Origin of the sequence: Pseudomonas fontis (assembly GCF_028656955.1) — a bacterium.
GTDB lineage: Bacteria > Pseudomonadota > Gammaproteobacteria > Pseudomonadales > Pseudomonadaceae > Aquipseudomonas > Aquipseudomonas fontis.
Genome location: NZ_JAMDGY010000007.1, coordinates 1 through 17,166 on the forward strand (window position 1 = coordinate 1; position 17,166 = coordinate 17,166).

General features: G+C 61.5%; 17 protein-coding genes. 2 read left to right on the plus strand and 15 right to left on the minus strand.

Going from position 1 to position 17,166, the window contains the following annotated elements; genetic code table 11:
- Window positions 1-106 precede the first annotated feature (106 nt).
- The 12 genes from M5G11_RS01185 to M5G11_RS01240 all read right to left on the minus strand — a co-directional run bounded on the left by M5G11_RS01185 (window position 107) and on the right by M5G11_RS01240 (window position 9,881).
- Window positions 107-901 carry a TatD family hydrolase gene (locus M5G11_RS01185; protein WP_273911937.1) on the minus strand — a complete coding sequence of 265 codons (795 nt, stop codon included), beginning with the start codon at window positions 899-901 and terminating at the stop codon, window positions 107-109.
- Between the two features lie 42 nt (window positions 902-943).
- Window positions 944-1,930: a DNA polymerase III subunit delta' gene (locus tag M5G11_RS01190; RefSeq protein ID WP_273911936.1), complete on the minus strand. Its 987-nt coding sequence runs from the start codon at window positions 1,928-1,930 to the stop codon at window positions 944-946.
- Window positions 1,923-2,555, minus strand: coding sequence for a dTMP kinase (gene tmk / locus M5G11_RS01195; protein ID WP_273911935.1), 633 nt, complete (start codon window positions 2,553-2,555; stop codon window positions 1,923-1,925). The genes M5G11_RS01190 and tmk overlap by 8 nt, the downstream gene beginning before the upstream one ends.
- A gap of 21 nt (window positions 2,556-2,576) precedes the next feature.
- Entirely contained in the window at window positions 2,577-3,710 is a 1,134-nt protein-coding gene (mltG, locus tag M5G11_RS01200) for an endolytic transglycosylase MltG (RefSeq protein WP_273911934.1), read from the minus strand.
- 3 nt (window positions 3,711-3,713) lie between these two features.
- Entirely contained in the window at window positions 3,714-4,529 is an 816-nt protein-coding gene (pabC, locus tag M5G11_RS01205) for an aminodeoxychorismate lyase (RefSeq protein ID WP_273911933.1), read from the minus strand.
- The gene (gene fabF, locus M5G11_RS01210) at window positions 4,529-5,773 is read right to left on the minus strand and encodes a beta-ketoacyl-ACP synthase II (RefSeq protein ID WP_273911932.1); all 1,245 of its coding nucleotides are present in this window, start codon (window positions 5,771-5,773) and stop codon (window positions 4,529-4,531) included. The genes pabC and fabF overlap by 1 nt, the downstream gene beginning before the upstream one ends.
- A 105-nt stretch (window positions 5,774-5,878) precedes the next feature.
- Window positions 5,879-6,115 carry an acyl carrier protein gene (acpP, locus tag M5G11_RS01215; RefSeq protein WP_016779952.1) on the minus strand — a complete coding sequence of 79 codons (237 nt, stop codon included), beginning with the start codon at window positions 6,113-6,115 and terminating at the stop codon, window positions 5,879-5,881.
- A 206-nt stretch (window positions 6,116-6,321) separates the two neighbouring features.
- Window positions 6,322-7,062: a 3-oxoacyl-ACP reductase FabG gene (gene fabG / locus M5G11_RS01220; protein WP_273911931.1), complete on the minus strand. Its 741-nt coding sequence runs from the start codon at window positions 7,060-7,062 to the stop codon at window positions 6,322-6,324.
- A 16-nt stretch (window positions 7,063-7,078) separates the two neighbouring features.
- Complete coding sequence (fabD, locus tag M5G11_RS01225; RefSeq protein ID WP_273911930.1) at window positions 7,079-8,017, minus strand: ACP S-malonyltransferase; 939 nt, start codon at window positions 8,015-8,017, stop codon at window positions 7,079-7,081.
- A 126-nt stretch (window positions 8,018-8,143) separates the two neighbouring features.
- Entirely contained in the window at window positions 8,144-9,154 is a 1,011-nt protein-coding gene (gene plsX / locus M5G11_RS01230; protein WP_273911929.1) for a phosphate acyltransferase PlsX, read from the minus strand.
- A gap of 3 nt (window positions 9,155-9,157) precedes the next feature.
- On the minus strand, window positions 9,158-9,340 hold the full coding sequence (rpmF, locus tag M5G11_RS01235; RefSeq protein ID WP_010223221.1) for a 50S ribosomal protein L32: 183 nt from the start codon (window positions 9,338-9,340) through the stop codon (window positions 9,158-9,160).
- A gap of 13 nt (window positions 9,341-9,353) precedes the next feature.
- Entirely contained in the window at window positions 9,354-9,881 is a 528-nt protein-coding gene (locus M5G11_RS01240) for a YceD family protein (protein WP_273911928.1), read from the minus strand.
- A 95-nt stretch (window positions 9,882-9,976) separates the two neighbouring features.
- Here M5G11_RS01240 and M5G11_RS01245 point away from each other — a divergent pair, with 95 nt between their 5' ends.
- On the plus strand, window positions 9,977-10,555 hold the full coding sequence (locus tag M5G11_RS01245; RefSeq protein WP_273911927.1) for a Maf family protein: 579 nt from the start codon (window positions 9,977-9,979) through the stop codon (window positions 10,553-10,555).
- A 47-nt stretch (window positions 10,556-10,602) separates the two neighbouring features.
- Here the strand turns inward: M5G11_RS01245 and M5G11_RS01250 are convergent, their stop codons facing one another.
- From M5G11_RS01250 to rluC, 3 genes are read right to left on the minus strand one after another with little or no spacing between them, the layout of a single operon-like run.
- Complete coding sequence (locus tag M5G11_RS01250) at window positions 10,603-11,586, minus strand: S49 family peptidase (RefSeq protein ID WP_273911926.1); 984 nt, start codon at window positions 11,584-11,586, stop codon at window positions 10,603-10,605.
- Window positions 11,587-11,592: 6 nt separating this feature from the next.
- Window positions 11,593-12,270, minus strand: a complete 678-nt coding sequence (locus tag M5G11_RS01255) for an HAD-IA family hydrolase (protein ID WP_273911925.1) — start codon at window positions 12,268-12,270, stop codon at window positions 11,593-11,595.
- Window positions 12,260-13,216: a 23S rRNA pseudouridine(955/2504/2580) synthase RluC gene (rluC, locus tag M5G11_RS01260; protein ID WP_273911924.1), complete on the minus strand. Its 957-nt coding sequence runs from the start codon at window positions 13,214-13,216 to the stop codon at window positions 12,260-12,262. The genes M5G11_RS01255 and rluC overlap by 11 nt, the downstream gene beginning before the upstream one ends.
- Before the next feature lie 745 nt (window positions 13,217-13,961).
- Between rluC and rne the strand changes: the two genes are divergently transcribed.
- Complete coding sequence (rne, locus tag M5G11_RS01265) at window positions 13,962-17,087, plus strand: ribonuclease E (RefSeq protein WP_273911923.1); 3,126 nt, start codon at window positions 13,962-13,964, stop codon at window positions 17,085-17,087.
- Window positions 17,088-17,166: the final 79 nt, after the last annotated feature.

A 17,166-nucleotide genomic window follows, 5' to 3' on the forward strand; every position in this document is an offset into this window, starting at 1 on the left:
GAGATACAAGCCGCTGCCGCAGGCTGCGCTGGAGTCCGTAGGGCTCCAAAAAAGCCGCGCCTGCGTTGCAGGCGAGCGCAGCCTTGCGGCAGCGGCTACCGAGGGGCTAGCCTCGTGAGGCGACCACGTGCGCCAACGGGAACAGCCGCTGGAAATTCGCCGTGGTCTGCGCCGCCAACTGCTCGAAACTTTCCCCACGCACCATGGCGACAAATTCCGCCACCTCACGCACGTACTCCGGCAGGTTCGGCTTGCCGCGATAAGGAATCGGCGCCAGGTAGGGCGAGTCGGTCTCCACCAGCAAGCGATCCGCCGGCACCTGCCGCGCAACATCGCGCAAGGCATCGGCATTGCGGAACGTGACAATGCCCGACAGCGAGATGTAATAGCCAAGGTCCAACGCAGCCTTGGCCATGTCCCAGTCTTCAGTGAAGCAATGCAACACGCCCGCCTGTGGCAGCGACGCCTCACGCAACAGCGCCAAGGTGTCGGCCCGCGCCGCGCGGGTGTGCACGATCACCGGCTTGCCGGTAATCCGTGAAGCCTCCAGGTGCAGACGGAAAGAGGCCTGCTGCAATTCGGCCGCTTCCGGTTCGTAATGGTAATCCAGGCCGGTCTCGCCAATCGCTACCACCTTGGGGTGGTCAAGCTCGGTCAGCAGCCAATCCAGCGCTGGCGCCTCTCCGGGCGCCAGGTCCAGCGGATGGATACCCACCGAACAATCGACATCGGCATAGCGCTCAGCCAGCGCCTTGACCTGGGCGGCGTTGTCGGCGCTGACGCCGATGCACAGGAAGTGCCCGACACCCTTGGCCCGCGCCGCATCCAGTGCAGCATCCAGTGAGCCGTCATGCGCGGCGAGGTCGAGGCGGTCCAGGTGGCAATGGGAATCTACAAGCATGGTTTCTGACAACACTGTGAAGAAATAAGGAAAACGGCCAACTCAACGCTGGCCGGGCAACATCGACCAGGAGGCCAGCAGCGCTTCAAGCAGCAACACGCGATTGAGGTTGGCCTTGGACAAGACCTTCTGGCGCTGGCCGAGAATCCAGTCCTGGATCTCCAGCACCTTGCCCTGCGGGCTTTTCTGCGCAAGGTACTGCACCACTTTGCGCATATCGCTCAAGCCTAACCCGTCTTCGTCCTGGGTCAATTGATAGCGCAGTACCAGGTTCGACCAGTCGCAAAACCAGTCGAACAACAGCAACAACGGAATGGCATTCCACGACTCCGCCAATTGCGTCGGCGACTGCTGTTGCTTGAGCAGCTTTTTCACCCCTTCAACTACCTGTGCCCGCTGCTCGCGCACACCCTGGGCCTGCAAACTGAGCGCCATCAATGGCGAGCCGGCAGCCAGCGTGAGCAACTCGTCTCGCGTCTGCTCGTCGCTCTCAGGCAATGCGCCCGCCAACCAGGCCTGGCTCTGCGCAAGGCTGGGCAGTGGACAGGCAATCTGCTGGCAGCGGCTCTTGATGGTCGGCAGCAAACGGCTGGTCTGGTGGCTGACCAGCAACAGCACGGTGTTGCCCGACGGCTCCTCAAGGCTCTTGAGCAAGGCGTTGGCCGCATTGATGTTCATCGCTTCGACGGGTTCGATCAGGATGACCTTGCGGCCTCCCAACTGGGCCGTCTGTACCACGAACGAGACCAGGTCACGAACCTGGTCGACCTTGATCGGCTTGTCTGCCTCTTCAGGCTCCAATACATAGTTGTCCGGGTGGCTGCCAGCCGCCAGCAGCATGCACGACTTGCACTGCCCGCAGGCATGCAGGCCTTGCGGCCGCTGGCATAGCAGCAGGGCCATCAGGCGCTCGGCAAGCGCTCGCTTGCCAATGCCTTGCGGGCCATGCAGCAGATAGGCGTGGGCATGCTGGGTACGTCCGGCCAATTGCTGCCAGAGCCCCTCCTGCCACGGGTAGGCCTCAGCCACGGCAACGCTCCAGAATCTCCGGCAACAGGCGATCCAGCGACTGCTGGACCTGCGCCAGGGTCTGCGCGGCATCGACCAGGCGATAGCGCGCCGGTTCAGCCTTGGCGCGCTCCAGGTAAGCCTGGCGCACTGCCTCGAAGAATGCCTGGCCTTCCTGCTCGAAACGGTCCAGCCGGCCACGGGCCGCCGCGCGGGACAGGCCCACTTCGACCGGCAGGTCGAAGACCAGGGTCAGGTCCGGACGCAAGGCGCCCTGGACAAACTGCTCAAGCATCGCGATACGCTCGACACTCAGGCCACGACCGCCACCCTGGTAGGCGTAGGTCGCATCGGTGAAACGGTCGCACAGGACAATCGCGCCCCGCGCCAGGGCCGGGCGAATGACTTCAGCCAGGTGCTGGGCACGCGCAGCAAACACCAGCAACAGCTCGGTGTCGGCGTCCATTTTTTCGTCACTGGGGGCCAACAGCAGCTCGCGGATACGCTCAGCCAGCGGCGTGCCGCCCGGCTCGCGGGTCAGCAGCACATCCAGACCCGCCTGACGAAGATGCTCGGCCAGGTACTCGCGATTGGTGCTTTTGCCGGCGCCTTCCGGGCCTTCCAGGGTGATAAACAAGCCGCTCACAGGCAGTCCTTACTCTTTGGGTTATTGCGCGGTGGAATCGTCGGGGGTTGGCTCAGCAGGCGCCGCTTCTGTCGGCTGCTCGGGAGCAGCAGACTCGACGGGCGCAGCATCAGGTGCCGGTGCCGGTGCCGGGCTCGACCGATAGTCAGTGCGGCGCTTGAGCTGGTACTCGCGCACGGCCGAGTTGTGCCCGTCCAGGTCATCCGAGAACACATGGCTGCCATCACCACGAGCGACGAAATACAGGCTGCTGCCGGGTTGCGGATTGAGCGCGGCGTGAATCGCTTCACGACCGACCATGGCAATCGGCGTCGGCGGCAGGCCGGATATGACATAGGTGTTGTAGGGGGTCGCTTCGCGCAGGTCGGCGCGGGTGATCTTGCCGTTGTAGCGCTCGCCCATGCCGTAGATCACGGTCGGGTCGGTCTGCAGCAGCATGCCGATCTGCATGCGACGCACGAACACCCCGGCGATCTGCGCACGCTCCTGCGGCACGCCGGTTTCCTTCTCGACCAGCGATGCCATGATCAGCGCCTGGTAGGGGTCGCGGTACGGCAACTCGGCCGGGCGCGCGCTCCATTCCTTGGCCAGCACGTCTTCCAGGCGCGTATAGGCCTGCTGCAGGAACTCGACATCGCTCATGCCACGCACAAATCGATAGGTGTCCGGGAAGAACCGCCCTTCAGGGAACACACCGCGGTGGCCGAGCTTGTCCATTACTTCGCTGTCGCTCAGGCCATCGATGGTGTGCTCGATTTTTTCATGCTTGGCCAACGCCGCGCGCACCTGGCGGAAATTCCAGCCCTCGACCAGCGTCAGGTTGTACTGCACCACATCGCCACGGCGCCAGGTTTCAAACAGCTCACGCACGTTCATGCCTGGCTGCAGCCGGTATTCACCGGTGTGCAACGGCACACCCGCCATATTGAAGCGCCAGTACAGGCGCAACCAGAATGCGTCATCCACCAGGCCTTGGGCCTGCATGCTGTAGAACATGCGGTTGGGGTTGGTGCCGGTCGGCACGTCGAGCAATTGCTCCTGGGACACTTTAAGCGGCTGCTCAAGGGCCGAGTACACCTTCCAGGCCGAGAACCCCAATGCGAGGCCGGCCAGGATCAACCCGGCTTCCAGCAGCAGCAATAATTTACGTCTCACGAATCAGGTATCCAGTAGCGTACGGGCAATGGCCTGCAGTTTACGGGTGAGCGGGCCCGGCGACCAGTTCAGCGACTCAAATGCACGAACCGGCCAAAGGCCATAGACGCTGTTGCAGAGGAAGACTTCATCCGCCTGAGCCAGGTCTTGCAGGGTTAAGTCGCGAACCTGTGTCGCAATGCCATGATCCGGCGCAGAGTCCAGCAAGGCAGCGCGCATCACGCCGGCAACCCCGCAACGGGCCAGGCCAGCCGTGAGCAGCACACCGTCCTTGAGCAGAAACAGATTGCTGTAGACCCCCTCAATGACCCGCCCTGACTGATCGCACATCAAGCCTTCGGCGTAGGCCGGGTCTTGCCACTCGTTGCGGGCCAGCACCTGCTCCAGGCGGTTCAGGTGTTTCAAGCCAGCAAGCAATGGCTGCTCCGCCAGACGCGTACGACACGCAAACAGGCGTACGCCCTGTTCAGCATGGGCCGCAGGGTACGCAGGGAAAGGGCTGGCTTGCAGGATACGCCGTGGCGCAGCGCCCGCCGCAGCGGCATAGCCGCGCTGGCTGTCGCCACGGGTAAGAATCAGTTTGAGCACGCCATCGCCCAGTAGCTGGGCGTAACGACAAAGCTCTGCGCGAACCAGCGCGTGGTCCGCGCTGATCGCCAGGCGCTGGCAACCCAGCGCCAGGCGCTCGAGGTGATACTCGAGCAGCGATGGCCGACCGGCAACCACGCCGATGGTCTCAAATAGACCATCGCCATAGGCCAGCCCCCGGCTTTGCAACGCGATTGCGTCTGCCGGCAGGCCATCGATCCAGCTGTGCATCAATCAGCGAACCGGCGGAACACCAGCGAACCGTTGGTACCACCAAAGCCGAAGGAGTTGGACAGCACCACATCGATCGGCATGTTGCGCGCCGAATGCGGTACGAAGTCCAGATCGCAGCCTTCGTCTGGCTCATCCAGGTTGATGGTCGGCGGAGCCACCTGGCTGTTGATTGCCAGCACGCTGAAGATCGCCTCGACCGCGCCGGCAGCACCCAGCAGGTGACCGGTCATCGACTTGGTCGAACTGACCGCCAACTTGTAGGCATGCTCGCCAAACACCGACTTGATCGCTGCCACTTCGGCCAAGTCACCCGTAGGGGTGGAGGTACCGTGGGCATTGATGTAGTTCACCTCGCCCGCATTGACGCCAGCATCACGCAAGGCATTGGCCATGCAGCGCGCTGCGCCGGCACCGGTGTCCGGTGGCGAGGTCATGTGGTACGCATCGCCACTCATGCCAAAGCCAACCAGCTCGGCATAGATGGTCGCGCCACGTGCCTTGGCATGTTCGAGTTCTTCAAGCACCAGCGCACCGGCACCGTCGGACAGCACGAAACCATCACGGCCCTTGTCCCACGGACGGCTGGCACGGGTAGGCTCGTCATTGCGGGTCGACAGCGCACGGGAAGCACCAAAGCCCCCCATGCCCAGGCCGCAGGCCGCCATTTCGGCGCCGCCGGCAATCATCACATCGGCTTCGCCGAAGGCAATGTTGCGCGCCGCCATGCCAATGCAGTGCGTACCGGTGGTACACGCCGTGGCGATAGCGTAGTTAGGCCCTTGTACACCCAGGTGGATGGACAGGAAGCCGGAAATCATGTTGATGATCGAACCTGGCACGAAGAACGGCGAAATGCGCCGCGGGCCTTGATCATGCAAGGTCCGGCTGGTTTCTTCGATATTGGTCAGGCCGCCAATGCCCGAACCCATGGCCACGCCGATGCGCTCACGGTTGGCGTCGGTGACTTCCAGGCCTGAGTTACGCATGGCCTGAAACCCGGCTGCCAGGCCGTACTGAATAAATAGATCGAGCTTGCGGGCTTCCTTGACCGACAGGTACTGCTCAACTTCGAAGCCCTTGACCGAGCCGCCAAAACGGGTGGAGTAGGCAGACAGGTCCGTGTGCTCAATCAGACCAATGCCACTGCGGCCAGCCAGAATGCCTTGCCAACTGCTTGGCACATCCGTGCCCAATGGCGACAGCATACCCATACCGGTGACCACGACGCGTCTACGCGACACAGCACTCTCCTTATTCTGAATGTCTACATCTCTTGCAAAGAAAAAACCGCACGCCGGCAAAGGCAGTGCGGTTTTTCCATGACAAGAAGCGACGACTACAACGTCTTAAGCCTGGTGGCTGGTGACGTAGTCGATAGCAGCTTGAACAGTAGTGATCTTCTCGGCTTCTTCGTCAGGGATTTCGGTCTCGAATTCCTCTTCCAGAGCCATCACCAGCTCAACGGTGTCAAGGGAATCGGCACCCAGGTCTTCAACGAACGAAGCAGCGTTGGTCACTTCTTCTTCTTTAACGCCCAGTTGCTCGGCGACGATTTTCTTGACGCGTTCTTCGATGGTGCTCATACCTTGTTTTCACTCCTAATGGACATAAGTCAGGCAGCTGGCCGGTGTGTAAGTTTATAGAAAGACGCCTGCTTTTCAAGCGTAACGCGCCCCTCGAACCCAACACCCACCTGCTGACTAGAATCTGGTTGCAGCTTTATAACGGATTTTAGACCGCTCGTATGACATTTTTTTGAAGCAATCCGTCACATTAAGCTGCAGGTTAATTACATGTACATCCCGCCGTTGACCGGGATAGTAGCGCCGGTCACGTAAGCTGCACCGTCGCCAGCCAGGAATGCAACCACTTTCGCGATCTCATCAGCCTGGCCCAGACGGCCCAGCGGAATCTGGGTTTGCAGCGCTTCACGCTGCGCTTCCGGCAGCTCGCGGGTCATATCGGTGTCGATAAAGCCCGGGGTTACCGAGTTGACCGTGATGGAACGGGAGCCGACTTCACGCGCCAGGGCGCGGCTGAAGCCTTCCAGGCCAGCTTTGGCCGCAGCATAGTTGACTTGGCCGGCGTTGCCCATAGCACCCACTACAGAGCCGATGCTGATGATACGACCCCAGCGTGCCTTGGTCATGCCACGCAGCACGCCCTTGGACAGACGGTAGAGGCTGTTCAGGTTGGTGTCGATGACATCAAACCACTCGTCGTCCTTCATCCGCATCATCAGGTTGTCGCGGGTAATGCCGGCGTTGTTGACCAGGATGGTCGGCGCACCGAACTGCTCCTGGATGACTGCCAACGTGGCACTAACCGACTCATCGCTGTTGACGTTGAGTTCCAGGCCGGTACCGGCAATGCCGTGTTCCTTCAGGGTCGCGGCGATACGCTCGGCGCCCGAGGCGGAGGTAGCGGTACCGATGACGGTAGCGCCCAGACGACCCAGTTCCAGGGCAATCGCCTGGCCAATGCCACGGCTTGCGCCGGTGACCAGTGCAACTTTACCTTGCAGGCTCATGCAAGCATCTCCTAATTCAGGCCAGCGCCACACGGGCGGCGGCGAAAGCATCCGGGGTATTGAGGTTGTAGGTGGTCACACCATCGGCACAACGCTTGTTCAGGCCGGCCAGGACTTTGCCCGGGCCACACTCGACCAGGTTCACCGCGCCTTGCGCAGCCAGCGCCTGGACGCATTCGACCCAACGGACCGGCTTGTACAGCTGCTCCAGCAGGTCGCGCTTGAGCGTGGCCAGATCCGCCGACACTGCCGCAGAGACGTTCTGCACTACCGGAATTTGCGGAACCTGCCAGTCAATCGCATTGACCGACTCGGCAAAACGCTCGGCGGCCGGACGCATCAGCTCGCAGTGCGACGGCACGCTGACCGGCAATGGCAGCGCGCGCTTGGCGCCCTTGGCCTTGCAGGCTTCCATGGCGCGCTCGACAGCGGCCTTGGCACCGGCGATGACCACCTGGCCCGGCGAGTTGAAATTCACCGCACTGACCACTTCACCCTGCGCCGCTTCGGCGCAGATGGCGACGACATCAGCATCGTCCAGGCCGAGGATCGCCGCCATGGCGCCCTGCCCGGCCGGTACGGCCTCCTGCATCAGTTGACCGCGGCGTTCGACGAGCTTGACCGCATCGGCCAGGCTCAAGCTGCCAGCAGCCACCAGGGCACTGTACTCACCCAGGCTGTGGCCGGAAACGAATGCCGGACGCGCGCCGCCTTCGGCCAGCCACAAGCGCCACAGGGCGATGGAGGCGGTCAGGATGGCAGGCTGGGTTTTGTCGGTTTGATTCAGTTGTTCTTCCGGGCCGTTCTGGGTCAGGGCCCAGAGGTCATAGCCCAGAGCCTCGGAGGCCTCACGGAAGGTGTCGATTACCAGCGGGTACTGGGCGCCCAGCTCGGCAAGCATGCCAAGCGACTGCGAACCTTGACCGGGAAAGACGAATGCGAGGGATGCAGACATTGAACAAGCCCCTAATGATCTTGTCGTCGGAAATAAGCGCCCAGCCTAGGCTGAGCACCAGAAACTGACAGTTGGATGGTAACGAGAACCGAGCAGTCACATTTAACCACTTCCCGCACCGGATACCTAAAGGAGCAAGTCCTCCAGGCGCCCGTGCAAACGCTGCGGCAGGTTCTCCTGAATTTCGATCAGCGCACGCTGAATGGCACTCTGGAAACCCTGCACGCCGGCCGAGCCGTGGCTTTTTATCACAATCCCCTGCAACCCCAGAAAGCTTGCGCCGTTATGTCGCGCCGGCGCGAGGTCTGCCTGCAGGCGCTTGAGCAGGGGCATGGCCATGGCGCCGACCATGCGCGCGCCCAGGCCACCCTTGAACAGCGCCTCGATGCGTGCGCCGATCATGGTTGCCAGGCCTTCGCTGGACTTGAGCAGGATATTGCCGACAAAGCCGTCGCACACCACCACATCCGCCTCGCCACGGTACACGCCATCGCCTTCGATATAGCCGATGTAGTTGAGGCCACGGGCGTTCTGCAAGAGGCTGGCGGCCAGCTTGACCTGCTGGTTACCCTTGATGTCTTCGGTGCCGACATTGAGCAGCGCCACACGCGGCCGGGCAATACCCAGCGCCTGGGCGGCGACCGAGCCCATCACGGCAAACTGATACAGGTGCTCGGCACTGCAATCGACATTCGCGCCCAGGTCGAGCAACTGGCAATAGCCGGTCTGGGTTGGAATGGCTGCGACCATTGCTGGCCGGTCGATACCCGGCAGGGTCTTGAGCACATAACGCGAGAGGGCCATCAACGCACCGGTGTTGCCGGCACTGACGCAGGCCTGAACCTTGCCATCACGCAATAACTCGAGGGCCACGCGCATTGACGAATCGGGCTTGCCACGCAACGCCTGGGAGGGCCGCTCGTCCATGCCGATCACTTCGCTGGCCGGTGCAATGTGCAGGCGCGCGCGATCCGCTGCCGATTGGCCAGCGATCAGATCTTCAAGGAGGGAGGGTTGACCGACGAGGGTCAGGTGTAGCGAGGGGGTAGCCGACAGACAAGCAATACTTGCCTGAACAATGCTGCGGGGACCGAAGTCCCCGCCCATTGCGTCAATCGCGATGATCTGAGCGGACAAGGATTACTCGTCAGCGCCCTTGTCGATCACTTTACGACCACGGTATACGCCTTCTGGCGATACGTGGTGACGCAGGTGCACTTCACCAGTGGTTTTCTCTACGGACAGAGCGTTTTCCGAGAGGGCGTCGTGCGAACGGCGCATGTCACGGGCAGAGCGGGATTTTTTGTTCTGCTGAACAGCCATAATTGATTAACTCCTAAACGTTTGGGTCACGCTTTAACTGCGCCAATACACTGAACGGGTTGGACCGTGGTACCTCGTCCTTGCTCGGTTCGGGCTCGTCGGCGCCCGCCGGCTGCTGGCATTCTTCCGGATGATGAGCAGGCACGATAGGCAAGGCGAGCAGAAGCTCTTCCTCGACCAAGGCCTGCAGATCCAAAGGATCTTCGCCCAGTTCCAGCACGTCATAACCTTTCGGTAACGACTGGGTATTCGCACCCTCCTTCACCACAGCGTAAGTACTTTCGCTGTGGATCGGCAGGGTGACCAACTCAAGACAACGCTGGCAAACCATTTTGACCTCGACGTCGAGTTCGGTGTGAATAATCACAGCCTTCTGCTCGTCTCGCTCAAAATCGAATTTAGCCTGCACCGTACCGACATTATCGGAAAGCGGGTCGCAGAGTCTCTCCAAATCGGCGAGCTGCAACGTTCCTTCGAGAGAAACGCCACGATCGGCCAATTTGCGCGGGTCAACGTGAGGTGGAATCGGGTCATTCAACATAGGCGCAGCATTCTAGGGATGCCCCCCGCCTCTGTCAAAGGAAATTCCGTCCCGTTCAGCATGTTAGAATCGCCGGACCTGCTCAGGAGTTCATTATGCTGCCTTTATTACTGGCTTCCAGCTCCCCTTATCGGCGCGAATTGCTGGCACGCCTGCGACTGCCTTTCGACTGGGCCGCACCCGACATTGACGAGCGACGCATCGGCGAAGAGCCCGCGCTTGAGCTGGTCAAGCGCCTGGCACGGGAGAAGGCCCAGGCCCTCGCGGCCAGCCACCCCAACCACTTGATCATCGGCTCGGACCAGGTCGCGGTGCTCGGCGAGCAGATTCTCGGCAAACCGCACACTCATGACAAGGCCTGCGAGCAATTGCTCTCGGCCAGCGGCAACCAGGTCACCTTCCTCACCGGCGTAGCCCTGCTCAACAGCAGCACAGGGCTGTGCCAGGTCGACTGCGTGCCGTTTACCGTACACATGCGCGAGCTCGACCTGGCGCGCATTGAACGCTACCTGCTCGCCGAGCAGCCTTACGACTGCGCTGGCAGCTTCAAGTGCGAAGGCCTAGGGGTCAGCCTGTTCCAGTCCACCCACGGCTGTGACGCCACCAGCCTGGTAGGCCTGCCACTGATCCGCCTGGTGGACATGCTCCTGCACGAAGGCGTGAGCATTCCCTGAGCCACAAAAAAGCCGGCCCATGGGCCGGCTTTCTCATCACGCATGGATCAGCGCAATGTCGGGCCCTGGAAACCCATCCACATCGCCAGGTGCTCGGCAACGCTGGCACCCAGGCGCTTGGAGAAGCGATCAAACGGCGACTCCTCCACAGTGAAGTCCACCAGCGTTTTCTCGCCAATCACTTCACGCGCCACGTAGTCGGTGCTGCCCAGGCCATCCACCAACCCCAACTGCTGCGCCTGCTCACCCGACCAGATCAGGCCACTGAACAGCTCCGGATGGTCCTTGTCCTTCAGGCGCTCGCCACGCCCCTGCTTGACGCTGGCGATGAACTGACGATGGGTAGTGTCCAGCACGCTTTGCCAGAAACGGGTTTCCTCCGGCTTTTCTGGCTGGAACGGATCAAGGAACGACTTGTGCTCACCCGAGGTGTAGGTACGACGCTCAACCCCCAGCTTCTCCATCGTACCGACAAAGCCATAGCCGGCCGCCGTCACACCGATGGAGCCGACCAGGCTGGCCTTGTCGGCGTAGATCTGATCAGCGGCACTGGCAATGTAGTACGCACCCGAGGCACCCAGGTCGCTGATAACCGCGTACAGCTTGATCGCCGGATACTCGGCACGCTGACGACGGATTTCATCGTAGACATAACCTGACTGCACTGGGCTGCCGCCCGGACTGTTGATCCGCAGGATCACACCCTTGGTCTTGGGGTCCTTGAAGGCGGCCTGCAGGCTGGCAATGATATTCTCGGCACTGGCGGGCTCCTTGTCGGCAATCACCCCCGCCACATCGATGACAGCGGTGTGGCTGGCGCTGCGCGCAGCCGACTTCTCCACATCCATCAGCGGCGTGAACAACGCGATCATGCCAAACAGGTAAACAAAGGTCAGCAGCTTGAAGAAGATCCCCCAGCGCCGCGCACGGCGCTGCTCCTGGACGCCTGCCAGAAGCGTTTTTTCCAGCAGCTTCCAGCTTTTTTGATCTTCGTTGTTTTCGGCGCTTGGCGCCTTCCACTCGTCAGTCATGCTCACCTACCCTGGAATGATTCCAGCCGCCGCCCGGTTCAACCAGGGGTGCAGCTGGGAAAAGTGTTCAATGGACAACTGTGGTGCATAAACGCTCAACGCATCGAGCGACATTGCACCATGACCGATGGCAACCGAGTGAACACCCGCATTGCTTGCCATGATCAAGTCGAATGCCGAATCACCCACCATGAGGCTGCGCGCAGCCGACACCTGGCAGTGCAGCATGATTTCCTCGAGCATCAGCGGATGTGGCTTGCCACGTGTTTCATCGGCAGCACGGGTGATGTCGAAAAAGTCTTCCCAGCCATTGGCCCGCAACACTCGATCAAGCCCGCGACGCGCCTTGCCAGTGGCCACGGCCAGCCGGTAACCCTCGTCACGAAACGCCTGCAGTGCCTCGGCAACGCCGGGATAGAGCGGCGATGGCTCGACATCCAAGGCCATATAGATGTCAGCATAGTGCTGACGGAAGGCCATGACCTGCACTTCATCCAACTGCGGATACAACGTACTGATTGCCTCCGGCAGGGCCAGGCCGATAATGCCCTTGATGGCCTCATCACTGCACAGCGGGTAGCCGGCACGCTCAGCCGAGCGATGCATCGCCTCGACGATACGGCCGATCGAATCCGCCAGCGTGCCGTCCCAATCGAAGATCAGCAGGTCGTAATCACGGCGCACTCAAACGCTCCACGGTTTTTGCCCACATTTCGTCGACCGGCGCCTCAAGCTTGATCTCGCCACCATCCGGCAGCGGCACGGTGAGTGCGTAGGCATGCAGGAACAGGCGCTTGCCGCCCAGGTCGCGAATTTCACGGGAGAAGTCTTCGTCGCCGTACTTGCTGTCGCCGGCAATGCAATGCCCGGCGTGCAGGGCATGCACGCGAATCTGGTGAGTACGCCCGGTGATCGGACGCGCCTCGACCATGGTGGCGAAATCGCCGAAGCGGCGCAGCACGCGGAACAGGGTCAGCGCTTCCTTGCCCTCGTCATTCACCTCGACCATGCGCTCACCGGAACGCAGGTTGCTTTTGAGCAACGGCGCATTGACCTGCTTCTTGGCGGTCGCCCAGTTGCCACGCACCAACGCCATGTAGCGCTTGTCGACGCCGTCACCGCGCAGGGCGGCATGCAGGTGGCGCAACATGCTGCGTTTCTTGGCGATCATCAGCAGGCCGGACGTGTCGCGATCAAGCCGGTGTACCAGCTCCAGTTCCTTGGCATCCGGACGCATCTGACGAAAGGCTTCGATCACCCCGTAATTCAGGCCGCTACCGCCATGCACGGCGATACCGGCAGGTTTGTTCAGCACAATCAGGGCCTTGTCTTCATAGACAATGGCCGCTTCAAGACGCTGAAGCAAACCTTGCGCCACCGGCGCCGGTTCATCGCGTTCGGGCAGACGAACGGGCGGCACGCGCACGATGTCGCCGGCCTGCAGTTTGTATTCGGGCTTGATCCTTCCCTTGTTCACCCGCACTTCGCCTTTGCGCAAAATGCGATAAATCAAGGTCTTGGGAACACCCTTGAGTTTGGTGATGAGGAAATTATCGATTCGTTGGCCGGCAAGTTCCGGCGCGACCTCGATCAGCTGGACGCCGGAGGTCGGAGGGGCAGTAGTCGTCATTTGCGAATCATAACAATTTTTTATGGATTTGAAGCACTTAATGATTGCTGCTATAGTCGCGAACGCCGCCAAAAGCGGCTGGCCAGCGGACCAATGGCTTTGAGCCGGCCCTGACCTACGCAATTCTCCAGGACGCGAGGCCGTCCGACGGGGCTTTTGCCAGTTTACAGAATTGCCTGGAATCGCCACCAGCGCCGATGAGAGAAGACCGATAAAAAAGAAAAAAGAGCGGTGTTTGGCCCTCCCCTTTCGTTTTTTTCGATGCCCACTCTTTCAGTGCAGTCGCTTTCACGCAGTCGTGGCGGATGCTTCGGAAATACAAGCCTTAGCCATAAATGCGCGAGCTCTCGTACGGAGCTGGCGATAAATGCAACCCGTTGCGGATTCAGCGCGCGGCAGCACCCGAATTATCAGGGATACGTGTAGGGTGGAGATGCACAACCGTCGGACCGTGTAGTACTGCGTTCAGTCCACAGGCCCCTGGCCCCGCGACCGAACCCGGTCTTGATCAAGATGCCCGGTGGGTATCCACGGCCGAAGGCTGATTCCTCCTCCTGACTGAGTGCATTTGACACCACAGCTAGCAGGACGCGTCGTCGCGACTTCGGCAGTTCTGGTTTACCAGGCCACCGCAAGCCGCTGGACACGGGATGGCCCCGCCACCCCTGACGCACCCTGACACCGACCGTGAGAAGTCGTGTGTGCCGAACGCCGTTTCCGGCAGCCCGGAAACCGACGGTATTACATGAAAAGAATGCTGATTAACGCAACTCAACCCGAAGAGTTGCGTGTTGCTCTGGTAGATGGCCAGCGCCTTTACGACCTGGACATCGAATCGGGTGCCCGCGAGCAGAAGAAGGCCAACATCTACAAGGGCCGGATCACTCGCATCGAACCTAGCCTGGAAGCCGCTTTCGTCGACTTCGGCTCCGAGCGTCATGGCTTCCTGCCCCTCAAGGAAATCTCCCGCGAATACTTCAAGAAGGCACCTGAAGGCCGGGTGAACATCAAGGAAGTGCTCAGCGAAGGCCAGGAAGTCATCGTCCAGGTCGAGAAAGAAGAGCGCGGCAACAAAGGCGCAGCCCTCACCACCTTCATCAGCCTGGCCGGTCGTTACCTGGTCCTGATGCCGAACAACCCACGTGCCGGTGGCATCTCGCGTCGCATTGAAGGCGAAGAGCGCAACGAACTGCGCGAAGCCCTCAATGGCCTGGTCGCGCCTGCCGACATGGGCCTGATCGTTCGCACTGCCGGCCTGGGCCGCAGCAGCGAAGAGATGCAATGGGACCTGGACTACCTGCTGCAACTGTGGACCGCCATCAAGGAAGCCTCGCTGGATCGTGCCGCGCCATTCCTGATCTACCAGGAAAGCAACGTCATCATCCGCGCCATCCGCGACTACCTGCGCCAGGACATCGGCGAAGTGCTGATCGACAGCATCGATGCCCAGGAAGAAGCCCTGACCTTCATCCGCCAGGTGATGCCGCAGTACGCCAGCAAGATCAAGCTGTACGAAGACAGCGTTCCGCTGTTCAACCGTTTCCAGATCGAAAGCCAGATCGAGACCGCCTTCCAGCGCGTCGTTGACCTGCCGTCCGGCGGCTCGATCGTGATCGACCCGACCGAAGCCCTGGTCTCCATCGACATCAACTCGGCGCGCGCCACCAAAGGTAGCGACATCGAGGAAACCGCCCTGCAGACCAACCTGGAAGCGGCTGAGGAAATCGCCCGCCAACTGCGTCTGCGCGACATCGGCGGCCTGATCGTGATCGACTTCATCGACATGACCCCAGCCAAGAACCAGCGCGCCGTGGAAGAGAAAGTCCGCGAGTGCCTGGAAGCCGACCGTGCCCGCGTTCAAGTGGGCCGCATCTCGCGCTTCGGCCTGCTGGAAATGTCCCGTCAGCGCCTGCGTCCTTCCCTGGGCGAAAGCAGCGGCATCGTCTGCCCACGCTGCAGCGGCACCGGCATCATCCGTGACGTCGAATCGCTGTCGCTGGCGATCCTGCGCCTGATCGAAGAAGAAGCCCTGAAGGACCGCACTGCCGAAGTCCGCGCCCAGGTGCCGATCCCGGTCGCGGCGTTCCTGCTCAACGAAAAACGCAACTCGATCACCAAGATCGAACTGCGTACCCGGGCCCGTATCGTCATTCTGCCGAACGACCACCTGGAAACCCCGCACTTCGAAGTGCAGCGTCTGCGCGACGACAGCCCGGAAGCGCTGAACAGCCAGTCCAGCTACGAAATCGCTTCGACCGAAACCGAAGAAGTCCAGCCGACGGCCGCTACCCGCACCCTGGTTCGCCAGGAAGCCGCGGTCAAGACCGCTCCGGCCCGCGCCAACGCACCGGTTCCAGCTACACCGGAAGCCGTTCAGCCAGCCGCACCGGTCGTTCACGTTGCTCCAGAGCCAAGCCTGTTCAAAGGCCTGGTGAAGTCGCTGGTCAGCCTGTTCGCCGGCAAGGAAGAGCCTGCTGCTCCCGTGGTTGCCGAGAAGCCTGCCAGCGAGCGCCCTGCGCGCAATGAAGAACGCCGCAACGGTCGCCAGCAGAGCCGCAACCGCAATGGCCGTCGTGATGACGATCGCAAGCCGCGTGAAGAACGTGCCGAGCGCGCACCACGTGAAGAGCGTGCCCCTCGCGAAGAGCGTGCGCCACGTGAAGAACGTGCCCCTCGCGAAGAACGTGCACCGCGTGAAGAGCGCACAGCACGCGCCCCTCGCGAAGACCGTCGCTCCCGCGAAGACCGTCCGGTCCGTGAACTGCGTGAGCCACTGGACGCCGTAGCACCGGTCGCTCCGCGCGAAGAACGTGCTCCACGTGAAGAACGCGCACCACGCGAAGAGCGTGCACCGCGTGAAGAGCGTGCTCCTCGTGAAGAACGTGCACCACGTGAAGAGCGCGCGCCTCGTGAAGAACGCGCACCGCGCCCACCACGCGAAGAGCGCCAGCCACGTCCGGCCGAACCGGTCGACGAGACTGTTGAAGAGCAACTGCCAAACGAAGAACTGCTGCAGGACGAGAACCAGGAAGGCGCCGAAGGCGATCGCCCTCGTCGTCGCTCCCGCGGTCAGCGTCGTCGCAGCAACCGTCGTGAGCGTCAGCGTGATGCCAACGGCAACGTTGTTGAAGGCTCCGAAGATGGCGCCGAAGAAGACAACGAACCAACTGGCGTTGAATTGGCTGCCGGCCTGGCCGTGACTGCTGCTGTTGCGACCAGCAACATCAGCGCCGATGCCGAAGCCCAAGCCAACGTTCAAGCCGAACGCGCTACTGCTGCGGTTGAAGAGACTGCACCGGTTGTTGCCGTCGAAGCACTGCAAGTGGTCGAGCGCAGCGAGATCGTCGAAGCCGTTGTCGAGGCAGCCCCTGCCGAGCCAGTCGCCGAAGTCGAGATCGTTCAAGCTGTCGCTATCGCCGAAGAGGTGTTCATCGCCCCTGTGGTCGAGCAGCCGGTCAGCGAGCCTGTTGCAGCGTTCGAACCGAGCTTCGAGCCAGTGGTCGAAATCGCACCGCAGCCAGTGGTAGAAGCTGCCCCGGTTGAAGCGGCTGTTGAAGCGATTGTTGTTGCCGAGCCGGTTGTTGAAGCGCCACGCGAGCCAGAAGTGGTTGTTGAAGCGCCTGCCGCAGTCGTCGTCGAAGAAGCCCAGCCGGTCGTTGCCGAGCCTGCACCAGTCGTTGAGGAAGCAGCCCCGGCCGTCGAGCCGGAAGTGGTTGAAGCCCCGGTTGTGATGCTGGCAAACGGTCGCGCACCGAACGACCCACGTGAAGTGCGTCGTCGCAAGCGTGAAGCGGAAGCGGCTGCAAAGTCGGCTGAAGCGGTAGAAGAAAAAGCCCTGGAAACCACCGAAGAGCCTAAACCTCTGGGTTGATTCCAACGGCTGAATAAAAAGCCCCGCCAGTGCAAACTGGCGGGGCTTTTTTATGCCTTGCGGGCCTCATCGCGGGACA

Coding starts and splice junctions, on each gene's coding strand:
- rpmF (WP_010223221.1), bottom strand. CDS start 9,340: ATGGCTGTTCAGCAGAACAAAAAATCCCGCTCTGCCCGTGACATGCGC.
- fabG (WP_273911931.1), bottom strand. CDS start 7,062: ATGAGCCTGCAAGGTAAAGTTGCACTGGTCACCGGCGCAAGCCGTGGC.
- pabC (WP_273911933.1), bottom strand. CDS start 4,529: ATGCACAGCTGGATCGATGGCCTGCCGGCAGACGCAATCGCGTTGCAA.
- rluC (WP_273911924.1), bottom strand. CDS start 13,216: ATGACGACTACTGCCCCTCCGACCTCCGGCGTCCAGCTGATCGAGGTC.
- M5G11_RS01245 (WP_273911927.1), top strand. CDS start 9,977: ATGCTGCCTTTATTACTGGCTTCCAGCTCCCCTTATCGGCGCGAATTG.
- M5G11_RS01250 (WP_273911926.1), bottom strand. CDS start 11,586: ATGACTGACGAGTGGAAGGCGCCAAGCGCCGAAAACAACGAAGATCAA.
- fabD (WP_273911930.1), bottom strand. CDS start 8,017: ATGTCTGCATCCCTCGCATTCGTCTTTCCCGGTCAAGGTTCGCAGTCG.
- M5G11_RS01240 (WP_273911928.1), bottom strand. CDS start 9,881: ATGTTGAATGACCCGATTCCACCTCACGTTGACCCGCGCAAATTGGCC.
- rne (WP_273911923.1), top strand. CDS start 13,962: ATGAAAAGAATGCTGATTAACGCAACTCAACCCGAAGAGTTGCGTGTT.
- M5G11_RS01185 (WP_273911937.1), bottom strand. CDS start 901: ATGCTTGTAGATTCCCATTGCCACCTGGACCGCCTCGACCTCGCCGCG.
- acpP (WP_016779952.1), bottom strand. CDS start 6,115: ATGAGCACCATCGAAGAACGCGTCAAGAAAATCGTCGCCGAGCAACTG.